This is a genomic window from Agromyces aerolatus, assembly GCF_031432255.1.
Lineage (GTDB): Bacteria > Actinomycetota > Actinomycetes > Actinomycetales > Microbacteriaceae > Agromyces.
Genome location: NZ_JAVKGQ010000021.1, coordinates 40,164 through 51,171 on the forward strand (window position 1 = coordinate 40,164; position 11,008 = coordinate 51,171).

At 72.4% G+C, this 11,008-nt stretch carries 11 protein-coding genes; 6 read left to right on the forward strand and 5 right to left on the reverse strand.

The window, feature by feature from the left end; genetic code table 11:
* Positions 1-7: 7 nt before the first annotated feature.
* The gene (locus RH864_RS17860; RefSeq protein ID WP_310518944.1) at positions 8-637 is read right to left on the reverse strand and encodes a TrmH family RNA methyltransferase; all 630 of its coding nucleotides are present in this window, start codon (positions 635-637) and stop codon (positions 8-10) included.
* 246 nt (positions 638-883) lie between these two features.
* Here RH864_RS17860 and RH864_RS17865 point away from each other — a divergent pair, with 246 nt between their 5' ends.
* Complete coding sequence (locus RH864_RS17865; protein WP_310518945.1) at positions 884-2,233, forward strand: Nramp family divalent metal transporter; 1,350 nt, start codon at positions 884-886, stop codon at positions 2,231-2,233.
* On the opposite strand, the gene RH864_RS17870 is transcribed toward RH864_RS17865, so the two are convergent.
* Positions 2,220-2,639: a DUF3054 domain-containing protein gene (locus RH864_RS17870; protein ID WP_310518935.1), complete on the reverse strand. Its 420-nt coding sequence runs from the start codon at positions 2,637-2,639 to the stop codon at positions 2,220-2,222. The two genes, RH864_RS17865 and RH864_RS17870, sit on opposite strands and share 14 nt — an antisense overlap.
* 315 nt (positions 2,640-2,954) lie before the next feature.
* Between RH864_RS17870 and RH864_RS17875 the strand changes: the two genes are divergently transcribed.
* The 5 genes from RH864_RS17875 to RH864_RS17895 all read left to right on the forward strand — a co-directional run bounded on the left by RH864_RS17875 (position 2,955) and on the right by RH864_RS17895 (position 7,315).
* On the forward strand, positions 2,955-3,560 hold the full coding sequence (locus RH864_RS17875; RefSeq protein WP_310518936.1) for a hypothetical protein: 606 nt from the start codon (positions 2,955-2,957) through the stop codon (positions 3,558-3,560).
* A gap of 141 nt (positions 3,561-3,701) precedes the next feature.
* Entirely contained in the window at positions 3,702-4,379 is a 678-nt protein-coding gene (locus RH864_RS17880; protein WP_310518937.1) for a metal-dependent transcriptional regulator, read from the forward strand.
* A 114-nt stretch (positions 4,380-4,493) separates the two neighbouring features.
* Positions 4,494-6,143, forward strand: a complete 1,650-nt coding sequence (locus tag RH864_RS17885; protein ID WP_310518938.1) for an FAD-dependent oxidoreductase — start codon at positions 4,494-4,496, stop codon at positions 6,141-6,143.
* Positions 6,140-6,472 carry a UBP-type zinc finger domain-containing protein gene (locus tag RH864_RS17890; protein ID WP_310518939.1) on the forward strand — a complete coding sequence of 111 codons (333 nt, stop codon included), beginning with the start codon at positions 6,140-6,142 and terminating at the stop codon, positions 6,470-6,472. The genes RH864_RS17885 and RH864_RS17890 overlap by 4 nt, the downstream gene beginning before the upstream one ends.
* Positions 6,473-6,508: 36 nt before the next feature.
* The gene (locus RH864_RS17895) at positions 6,509-7,315 is read left to right on the forward strand and encodes an HAD-IIA family hydrolase (RefSeq protein ID WP_396130003.1); all 807 of its coding nucleotides are present in this window, start codon (positions 6,509-6,511) and stop codon (positions 7,313-7,315) included.
* A 15-nt stretch (positions 7,316-7,330) separates the two neighbouring features.
* Here RH864_RS17895 and RH864_RS17900 read toward each other — a convergent pair whose 3' ends face one another.
* From RH864_RS17900 to RH864_RS17910, 3 genes are all read right to left on the reverse strand, one after another.
* On the reverse strand, positions 7,331-9,493 hold the full coding sequence (locus RH864_RS17900; protein WP_310518940.1) for an RHS repeat-associated core domain-containing protein: 2,163 nt from the start codon (positions 9,491-9,493) through the stop codon (positions 7,331-7,333).
* A 70-nt stretch (positions 9,494-9,563) separates the two neighbouring features.
* The gene (locus RH864_RS17905) at positions 9,564-10,277 is read right to left on the reverse strand and encodes an NUDIX hydrolase (RefSeq protein ID WP_310518941.1); all 714 of its coding nucleotides are present in this window, start codon (positions 10,275-10,277) and stop codon (positions 9,564-9,566) included.
* Positions 10,278-10,389: 112 nt separating this feature from the next.
* On the reverse strand, positions 10,390-10,905 hold the full coding sequence (locus RH864_RS17910) for a septum formation family protein (RefSeq protein ID WP_310518942.1): 516 nt from the start codon (positions 10,903-10,905) through the stop codon (positions 10,390-10,392).
* Between the last annotated feature and the right edge of the window lie 103 nt (positions 10,906-11,008).

An 11,008-nucleotide genomic window follows, 5' to 3' on the forward strand; every position in this document is an offset into this window, starting at 1 on the left:
TCGCTCGCTACTCGATCAGCGAGGAGCGCGGGGGGAGGGCGGCGTGGCTCAGCACCCAGGAGTGCATGGCGATCGCGGCCGCGGCGCTCGCGTTCAGCGAGCGGGTCGAGCCGAACTGGGTGATCTCAACGACCGCGTCGGCCGCGGCCTGCGCCTCGGCTGACAGGCCCGGGCCCTCCTGGCCGAAGAGCAGCACGCAGCGCGCGGGCCAGGCGAACACCTCGATCGGCACGGCGCCGTCGATGTTGTCGACCGCGATGACCGGGAGCCCGGCACCCTGTGCCCAGGCCGCGAACGCCGCGACGTCCTCGTGGTACGCGAGATGCTGGTAGCGGTCGGTGACCATCGCCCCGCGCTTGTTCCAGCGGCGACGGCCGATGATGTGCACGGTGTCGGCCGCGAACGCGTTCGCGCTGCGCACGATCGAGCCGATGTTCATGTCGTGCTGCCAGTTCTCGATCGCGACGTGGAACGGGTGTCGCTTCGCATCGAGATCCGCGACGATCGCGTCCATGCGCCAGTACCGGTACTGGTCGACGACATTGCGCGTGTCGCCCGCCTCGAGCAGCTCGGGGTCGTAGCGCGGGTCGTCGGGCCACGTCTCTCGCCCGCCCGGCCAGGGCCCGACGCCGTGCATGGGCGCGCCCGGGGCATCCGTCTCGCGCTCGTCGTCCACCCGGCCACGCTATCGCGCCCCCGTTGGTCGAGTAGCGCGCGAGGAACGAGCACGCGTATCGAGACCTGGTGACCCGACATCGGGGAGCGGACCGCCGGGTTTCGGTGTGCCGAATATGTGTACGATTTAGGCGTGCCGAAAACTCTCGAAGACGAGTCCGTCGAACGTGACGATGCCGCGCCCGCTCCGCGAGCCGCCCGAAATGGGATTCCGCGCGTCGCCTGGTTGATCGGGCCGGCGCTGGTCGCCGGGGTCGCCTACCTCGACCCGGGCAATGTCGCGAGCAACATGACGGCGGGCGCCCAGTACGGCTACCTGCTGGTCTGGGTCGTCGTGCTCGGCAATGTGATGGCGTGGCTCATCCAGTACCTCTCGGCGAAGCTCGGCATCGTCACCGGCCGCAGCCTGCCAGAGGTGCTCGGGGGGCGCCTCCGCAACGCCTGGGGCCGCCGCGCGTACTGGCTGCAGGCCGAGCTCGTCGCGATGGCCACCGACCTCGCCGAGGTCATCGGCGGCGCGGTCGCCCTGAACCTGCTGTTCGGCATCCCGCTGATCTGGGGCGGCGTCATCACCGGGACCGTGTCGATCGGGCTGCTCGTGCTGCAGTCGCGGCGCGGACCGCGCACGTTCGAGTTCGTCATCATGGGCCTGCTCGCGATCATCGCGATCGGATTCACGGTCGGCGTGTTCATCGCCCCGCCCGATCCCGGCGGCCTGTTCGCGGGGCTCGTGCCGCGCTTCGAGGACACGAACTCGGTGCTGCTCGCCGCCTCGATCCTCGGCGCGACGATCATGCCGCACGCGATCTACGCGCACTCAGCGCTGAGCCGCGACCGGTTCGCGACCCCGGGACTCCAGGCGGGCGGTGCCGCCGAGGCCAGGGCGGGCGGCGCCGCCGACGGCCCGCAGGCCGCGACCTCGGCGCGCGGCATCCGTTCGTGGTTCCGCGTGACCCGAGGGACCGACCGTGCCGAGCTGCTGCCCGGCAGCGCGACGCACCTGCCGACCGACACGCTGCTCCGCGCGACCCGCATCGACGTGACGGTCGCCATGGCGATCGCGGGAACCGTGAACCTGTGCATCCTGCTGCTGGCCGCCGTGAACCTCGCGGGCGTCGCCGGCACCGACAGTCTCGAGGGCGCCTACGCCGCGCTCGAGCTGTCGCTCGGCCCGGTGATCGCGACGCTGTTCGCGATCGGGCTGCTCGCCTCTGGCCTCGCCTCGACCTCGGTCGGCGCCTACGCGGGCGCCGAGATCATGCACGGGCTGCTGCGCGTGCGCATCCCGCTCATCTTCCGGCGACTCGTGACGCTGGTCCCGGCGCTCGCGATCCTCGCGCTCGGGTTCGACCCGACCCTCTCGTTGGTGCTGAGTCAGGTCGTGCTGTCGTTCGGCATCCCGTTCGCGCTCGTGCCGCTCGTCGCGCTCACCGCGAAGCGTGGGCTCCTCGGCCGCTGGCGCAACCACTGGGCGACCACGGCCGCGGGCGTCGCGGCGTCGATCTTCCTGATCACGCTGAACGGCCTGCTGCTCTGGCTCGTGTTCACCGGGGCGTGACCGGCCGCCCCGCCGACCGCGACCGCGACCGCGACGGCGCGACCAGCCGGGCGATCGCCCGCCAGCCCACCAGGAGCACCACCACGGTGATCGACGCGACGATGATGAACGGGATCGCGGCGCCCGCGCCGCTCACGAGCCGCAGCACCATCCCGCCGGCCACCGTGATCGCCGCGAGCGGCAGACCGGTGCGCAGCGGCGCCGCGGGTGCACGCCACGCGGCCAGCACCAGCCACCCGACGGCGAGCGCGGCGAGGAACGGCCACGCGGTCTCGAGGATGCCGAGCGGGCTCAGCCCGCGCTCGTGACTCGCGCGGCCGATGGTCGCGAACACGAGCACCAGGGCGACGTCGAGTGCGGCCGCGGCGGGCCAGCGGATACGGGAGCGGGAGTCGTTCTCGGACATGCTCCAGCCACCCTATGCCCGCGGCCGCGGGGGCCGGGACCGGGCCCGGGACCGGTTGCCCGATAGCAGCGTCGGGCAGGCCGCGCTCTGAGCCAACGCTCAGGATCCGGATGCCTCGGCGGCACGCCGCCCGGCCTCGTGCGCGAGCGCGCTCCCAGGGTCTCTCAGGAACCCGTGCGGAACGAGCCCGATCCCGGGCGGGTCCGCCCCGATGGCCAATCCGATCGCGACCCCGCGCCGGATCCCTTCACGTCCCGGGCAGCACGGCCGCCACACGGCAGCCGGCCCGGATCCACGACGGAAGGAAGAGTTCACATGAACGCGTTCACCGGCACCCGCAAGACCCGCGCCACCGCCATCGGCATCTCGGCCCTCGCCGCCGGAGGCCTGCTCACCGCGGGCCTCGCGATGCCCGCCGCAGCCGCCGACTGGTCGGCCGAGCACGGCGACTCGTCGACGACCGAGACGTCGAACTGGACCGACATCGCCAATGACCTGATCGGCAGCGTCTCGACCGGGCTCGGCGTGGGCGACGTGCTCGGCGACGTGCTCGGCGACGTCGCGGATGGCGGGATCGCGAACGGCGACGTCTCGAACTCGAGCCCCGTGGTGGTCGCGCCCGGTGATATCGGCTCCGGCAACGAGGTCGGCGACGTGGGCTCCGGCAACGAGGTCGGCTCGGGCAACGACGTGGGCTCGGGCAACGAGGTGGGCTCGGGCAACGACGTGCAGGCCCCCATCGGCTCGGGCAATGAGACGAACGTGGACCTCGGCGGCATCGAAGCCGACGTGGACGACGTCGTCGGCGATGTGACCGGAAGCGTCGACGGCATCGTCGAAGACGTGACCGGCAGCGTCGACATCGGCGGCATCGTCGACGACGTCACCGGCGCCATCGACCTCGGCGGGCTGGGCAACTGACCCGCCGCTGAGCGGCGGGCCGACTGACGAGGATCGTCCCGCTGAACCGGCCGCCCCGGTCACCGACGCATGAGGTGACCGGGGCGGTCTTCGCCGTGCCGAGACATCCGCGCGCTCGCACCCGCCGGTATCCTGAGTCCGATGCCCGCGACCGCCAGCCCAGCCATCGAGGACTACCTCAAGACGGTGTACGCCCACACCGAGTGGCAGCCCGACCCCATCACGCCGTCGGTGCTCGCGGCCCAGCTCGGTGTCGCCCCGTCGTCGGTGACCGAGATGGTGAAGAAGATGGCTGCGCAGGGGCTCGTGCAGCACGTGCCGTACGGGCCGCTGCGGCTCACCGAGGCGGGCCGGGCGCGCGCGCTCGCGGTCGTGCGGCGGCACCGGCTCATCGAGACCTGGCTCGTCCGCGAGATGGGGTACGCGTGGGACGAGGTGCACGACGAGGCCGAGGTGCTCGAGCACGCGGTCTCCGACCGGTTGCTCGAGGCCGTCGACGCCCGGCTCGGACGCCCCGCGCGCGATCCGCACGGCGATGCCATCCCGGCCGCCGACGGCACGCTCGTGAGCGAGCCGTACACGCGGCTCGACGAGGCGGCCGTGGGTCATGCGAGCCGCGTGATCCGCATCAGCGACCGCGACCCGGCGATCCTGCGCGACCTGGACGACGCGGGGCTCGGCCCCGGCGCGGCCATCGAGGTGACGGATGCCTCGCCCGAGGCGGTTCGTCTGCGCATCGCCGGCGCCGAGACATCCGTCGCGCTGCCGCGCGCCGCAGCCGAGGCGATCTGGGTGAGCGCCGACCCGCTGGTCGAGTAGCGAAGCGTATCGAGACCCGGTGCCCCGGCCTCGAGAGCGGCCCACCAGGGTCTCGATACGCTCGCTGGCGCTCACTACTCGACCAACGGGTCGGGCTGGGGCAGGATGGGCCCCATGGGAGCCGAGCACCCCGACATCGTCCCCACCCTGACCGACGCACAGTGGGACCGCCTGCGGCAGTACGGCACGGCGGTCGACACCCGCGCCGGCGACGTGCTGTTCCGTTCGGGCGAGCGATGGATCGACCTGATCCTGGTCGAGACCGGCGCGGTCGACGTCGTGCGCGATGCGCTCGCCTGGATCGACGAGACGCACATCGCGACGCTCGGCCCGCGCACGTTCGTGGGCGAGCTCGGGCTGCTGAACGGGCAGCGCGCGTTCCTCACCGCACGCGTGGCTGAGCCCGGACGGGTGCGCCGCGTCGACCACGAGTCGCTGCAGCGCATGATGGCGGAGGACGACGAGCTGTGCGATCTCATGCTGCGCACGCTCTGGGCTCGCCGCGAAGAGCTGCGCCGGGGGCCGGCGGCCTGGACGTTGAAGATCGTCGGCTCCGAGCGCGACCGCGACGCGGTCGCGCTGCGCCGGTACGCGGAACGCCTCGAGCTCGTGCACACGTGGTTCGACATCGACCAGCCGGGCGGCGCCGAGTCGATGGCCTCGCACGGGTTCTCCCCCGACGACCTGCCGGTCGCGCTCGTGCAGGGCGAGCCGATCCTGCGTGCCACGCCCGGGCGGCTCGCCGAGGTGCTGGGGCTCGCGTACACGGCCGAAGACGACCAGTCCGTCGACCTCGCGGTCGTCGGGGCCGGTCCCGCGGGGCTCGCCGCGGCGATCTACGGCGCCTCGGAGGGGTTGCGCACGGTGCTGCTCGACTCGGTGGCGCCCGGCGGCCAGTCGGCCGCGACGAGTCGCATCGAGAACTACCTGGGTTTCCCGTTCGGCGTGAGCGGCGACCAGCTCACATCGCAGGCCTCGCTGCAGGCGTTCAAGTTCGGCGTGCGCGTGATCGCGCCGTGTGAGGCGGTGCGGCTCGAGCCGGGCGACGGCGGCGCGCTCGAGATCGCCCTCGCCGACGGCTCGACCGTGCACGCGCGAGCGGTCGTCGTGACGACCGGCGTCGCCTACCGCTCGCTCGACCTCGATCGCTGGAAGGACTTCGAGGGGGCCGGCATCCACTATGCGGCGTCGACGCTCGAGCTGCGGCAGGCCGCCGGGTCCGAGGTCGTGGTCGTCGGGGGCGCGAACTCCGCCGGGCAGGCGGCGCTCGCGCTGGCCGCGAACGGATGCCACGTGCGCCTCGTCGCGCGCTCCGGCGACCTCGGCGCGCAGATGTCGAGCTATCTCACGGACCGGATCGTCGAGGACGCCCGCATCGACGTGCACACCGGCACCCAGGTCGTGGAGTTGCACGGCGGGGAGCGGCTCGACCGCGTGACGCTCGCGGGCGCCGTCGACGGCGCCGTCGAGTGCGCGGCGCTGTTCTGCTTCATCGGCGCCGAGCCCGCGACCGACTGGCTGGGCGCGGTCGAGCGCGACGAGCACGGCTTCGTGCACACGGGCGCCGACGTCATCTCGCTCGGCGATCCGTGGCGGAGTCTCGGGCGCATGCCGTTGCCGTTCGAGACGAGTCTGCCGCGCGTGTTCGCCGCGGGCGATGTGCGGCGGGGCTCGATGAAACGCGTCGCGGCGGCGGTCGGCGAGGGCTCGAGCGCCGTCGCGTCGGTGCACCGGGCGCTGGCTGCGGCCGAGGTGTTCGCGTGACGGGGCTCGCGCCGGCGCCATCGGGCGTGGGCTGCGCGAGCTGTATCGAGGCCGGCGGGTGGTGGTTCCATCTGCGGCGGTGCGTCGAGTGCGGGCACGTCGGCTGTTGCGACTCCTCCCCCGCGCAGCACGCGAGCGCGCACGCGCGTGACACCGGGCACCCGATCGCGGCGTCGTTCGAACCGGGCGAGGGGTGGTTCTGGAACTACGCGACGGGTTCGGCGGCCCGGCCGGTGCCGCTGACGCCGCCGCGCTGGCGCCCCGACGACCAGGAGTGCCCCGGGCCGACCGGCAATGTGCCTGAGGACTGGCGGAGCCTGCTGCACTGAACCCGGCGGTCTCCCGATCCCTCTACGCTGGAACGCATGGAGCGCTTGCGAGGACGTGACGAGGTCGAGGCGTGGCTGACCGACATGGACGGTGTGCTCGTCCACGAGAACCACGCGCTGCCGGGCGCCGCCGAGCTGCTGCAGCAGTGGGAGGACGCGGGCACGCCCTACCTCGTGCTGACGAACAACTCGATCTTCACCGCGCGCGACCTGTCGGCACGGTTGCGCGCCTCGGGCCTGAACGTGCCCGAGGAGCGCATCTGGACCTCGGCGCTCGCGACCGCGGACTTCTTGAAGCAGCAGGTGCCGGGCGGCTCCGCATTCGTCATCGGCGAGGCCGGCATCCTCACGGCGCTGCACGAGGCCGGATTCGTGATGACCGAGACCGACCCCGACTTCGTCGTCGTCGGCGAGACCCGGAACTACTCGTTCGAGGCGATCACGAAGGCGATCCGACTGATCGGCAAGGGTGCGCGTTTCATCGTCACGAACCCCGACGCGACCGGGCCGAGCGCCGAAGGCCCGCTGCCCGCGACGGGCGCGATCGCGGCGCTCATCACCAAGGCGACCGGGCGTGAGCCGTACGTGGTCGGCAAGCCGAACCCCATGATGTTCCGCTCGGCGCTCAACACCATCGGCGCGCACTCCGAGAACACCGCCATGATCGGCGACCGCATGGACACCGACATCGTGGCGGGCATCGAGGCGGGGCTGCACACCATCCTCGTGCTCTCGGGCATCAGCGATCAGCGCGAGCTCGAGAAGTACCCGTTCCGGCCGGACGAGATCCTGAAGGGCGTGCACGAGCTGGTCGCGGCAGAGCCGCGCGAGACGGAGCTGTAGCGGGGGCGCTTGGCGTCAGCTGTACTTGCGCACGGGCTTCGGCGCGAAGTCCGTTGACCTGATCGGAGCACGGGTTGCAGAGTCGGACGGCGGGTACCAGTACTCGCCATCGCCGGCTGCGGGCTTTGCGAGACCGCCTGTTGGTCTCTCCGGAGTGCTCGCTGCTCGCTTGACCACCCCGGTTTCGAGCGCCTCCTTCATCCACCGGCGGGAGTAGTCCTGGAGCGTCTTGACGTTCTGGTTGACACGGCGCAGCTGATCCATCACTCGTCGCTCAGTGGACGCCGCCAGGAGCGGTCTGGTGAGCAAGGGGCCGCGTGCTGCCTCCGATATGGGCCAAGAGTCGCTGATGAGTGTCTTGGTCTCGTTCAATCGCGCATCCTGGAGCCGGGTGGCTTTGCCAATGAGCCTTCGGTCTGACTTGAAGCGATTCTCGATCGCGCCGCGAAGCCCTCCGTCGACCGTCCCGTTGTTGGCGAAGATCCACCGGTCGGTCGCCTTCTTCGTCGAGGAAAGAGCAGCGACCTGTTCGTGCGGAACGAACTGCAGTTTCGACGCGGCTGATTGCAGCTCCACTGCTCGCGGCAGGGTCTTGACCGTGTGCACGAGCGCGATGGCCCCGACGGCGGCGAACGCGATCTCGCCCCAGAACAGCGCCTGGTCGACCTCGGGGTCGATCACCTCGCCGCGCATCGCGGCGTCGATGCGGTAGACCGAGGCGCCGATGGTCACCGCGTCGGCAACCCAGCCGGCGATGCCGAGCATGGTCAACGACCAGCCCCCGGTGAAGACCGCTGCGACCGCCATGCCGACGGCGAATCCCGCGGCCGCAGCGAGCAGAAGGATGTCGAGGGCGGAGTCCGCCTTCGACGCACGCCCGCTCGGGTCGACCATCATGACCGGGTTGAGGTCGGCGTACGCGTAGACGTTCAGCAGATCCTCCTCGTCCATGGTCGTGAAGCGCATGCTGACGGGGTCGTAGGTGCGGACCCGCAGCCACTGCGTGCCGTCGATATGCGTGTACGCGCCCGAGTACTGGAACGGATTGCGGCGGAGCGGATCGGCTTCGGTCTCGGCGATGCCGCGCACCGTGACCTGCCCGTAGTCGCCGTACGCGTAGCGCGTCGTCACCGCGCCGGCGGCGTCGGTGAGTTCCGTGACGCGGCCCAGCGCGTCGTACTCGGCCGCGCGCTCGGTGCCTGCGGCGTCGACCTCGGCGACCACGCCGCCGTGCGCGAGGGAGACGGTCGTCGATGCCGTGGCCTCGACCCCGCTCCCGGCTGCCGAGGTCTCGGTGACCGTCCGCATGCCCGCGACGAGGTCGGTCTCGCGCTGCCAGCGGGTGACGACGGGCGTCTGCGCCGGGTCGCCCGCCGGGTACGCGCGCTGCTCGGAGACGAAGCCGTCGGGCTCGACGGCGAACTCCGTGCGCGCCGTGACCGCGAGCGCCGCCGGGTCGTCGCCGGCCAGGGTCTCGGTCGCGACGATCGCACTGCCTGCGTCGTCGAGTGCGTGCCTGGTCTCGACGATCGATCCGTCGGGCCCGGTCACGCGCTCGCGCACCGCGAGCCCGACGGGCGGTCGGGTCGCGCCAGGCGCCGCTGGCGCGTACTCGGTCTCGGTGACGGTGCCGTCCACGTCGACCTCGCGGACGGCGCGCCCGTCGGCGTCGAAGTAGGTCACGATGCCGCCGAGCTCGGCCAGCGTGTAGGCGTAGCCGATCTCGCCGGCCGCCCCGTCGGCACGGGCTTCGAGCACCCCGCCGGGTGTGACGTCGAACCGCAGATCGCCGACGCCATACCCGGCGAGCCCTGAGGCCTGGGTGTCGTCGGCCTCGTGCACGCCGCCTGACGGCATCGCGACCGTGACCCCGCCGCGCACGCCGATGCGCGTGAGCCCGACGCCCCACCCGGGCCCGAAGCCGGTCAGGTCGCCGCCCGCGACCGCTCGCGAGCTCCAGGCCAAGCCGAGATCGGCGACGGGGACCGAGAGCTGCACCGAGCCGTCGCGCTCGTCGATCAGCGCCTCGCTCGCGTCGCCGACGCCGAACCCGCCGACCACGGACGACTCGCCGCCCCCTTCGGCGGCCGAGGCCGACGTGAGCCCGCCGGCGACGATCGCGACGCTGACCAGCGCGCCCAACAGGGCCGAATCGAGAGCGCGGGATCGCAGTGACATCGGGACTTCCCCTCACGCTCGACACGGTCGGGAAAGTATATCACTATGTCAGTAGGCAGGGCGTCCGGCTTCACGACGACGGCAGCTCCAGCTCCTGCCCCGCGTCCCACGGCTCGCTCCAGCCGAGCCGGTCGAAGAGCCGGTCGAGCAGCAGCCCGGTGAACCCCCAGACGAGCCGGCGGGCACCGCCCGCCTCGACGAGGAACGCGGGGCCGCGCCAGTCGCGCCCATCGCGCCGGATCACCGACGTGTACCGGTTGCCCGGGTCGAGGAGGTCGGCCACCGGCGCCCGGAACACGCCCGCCGACTCGGCCACGTCGACGACCCGCACGGGCGACGGCACCGCCCACCAGCCGAGCACCGGGGTCACGACGTGACCCGAGAACGGCAGCGGGACCTGGCGCAGGCTGCCCAGCACCTCGACCCCTTCGGGGTCGAGCCCGGTCTCCTCGGTCGCCTCACGGAGCGCCGCATCGACCGGCCCGCGGTCCCCGGGGTCGACCCGCCCGCCGGGGAAGGCCACCTGGCCGGCGTGCGCGCGCAGCGTGGTCGCTCGCGCGAGCAGCAGCACGTCGAGGTCGGCCGAGACCGCGCTCGCCTGCGCGTCCCGCGCACTCTCGACCCGGTCGAGCACCCCGAAGAGCATGAGCACGGCCGCGGCCCGCGGCTCGACCCCGTCGGGCCAGTCCGTCTCCTGCCAGTCGGCGAGCAACCCCGGATCGCGGGCGACCGCCGCGAGCTGCTCCCTCGCCGCGCCCGCGCGCGTCACCTCGGCCGAACCCATGTCACGACGCTACCGGCGAGCACCGTCACCGCCGAACCCCCGCTCAGGCCGGCGCGTGGCGCGCAGGCCGCGTCAGCCCGCGTCAGCCCGCGTCAGGCCGCGTCAGACCGCGTCAGCCCGTCGGCCCGGGACCCTGCAACGACCCGGTGAGCGGCTCGCCGCTCGCACGATTCACGAAGCAGTAGTAGGTGCGCTCCCCGTCGGCCCACTGTTCCTCGGTGACGGGATAGGACCCCTGCACCTGCAGGTCGTCGATGCCCGCGGCCGCGCCGACCTCGATGACGCCGGGCGCGGTGCACAGGAGGTTCATGCGCGAGCCGATCTCGGCCTCGCCCGGGAACGGCGCCGCGGCATCCTCGGCGAGCACGCCGCGGTAGACGAGCTGCGCGGCGTGCGGCGCCGCGCAGTCGACGACCGAGAACTCCTCGGCCCACACGGAGGTGAACCCGTCGAGGCACTCGCCGCCGAACAGCGTGTCCCACGCGTGGACGCCCGCGGGCTGCGGGCCGGTCGGCTCGGGGGCCGGCTCGGGAGTCGGCTCGGCGGATGCGGGGGTCGTCGCGACGGGCGTCTCCGCTGCGCCACCGCCGGCCAGCTGCGTGCCGAGGAAGTACAGCCCGGCGAGCACCAGGGCGACGACCAGGCCGCCCCAAGTCGGAGGCCAAGCGGTCTTAGAAAGACAAATCAGGATTCCAACTCCTTGGCTCACAGAACGACATGGCTACGATCCG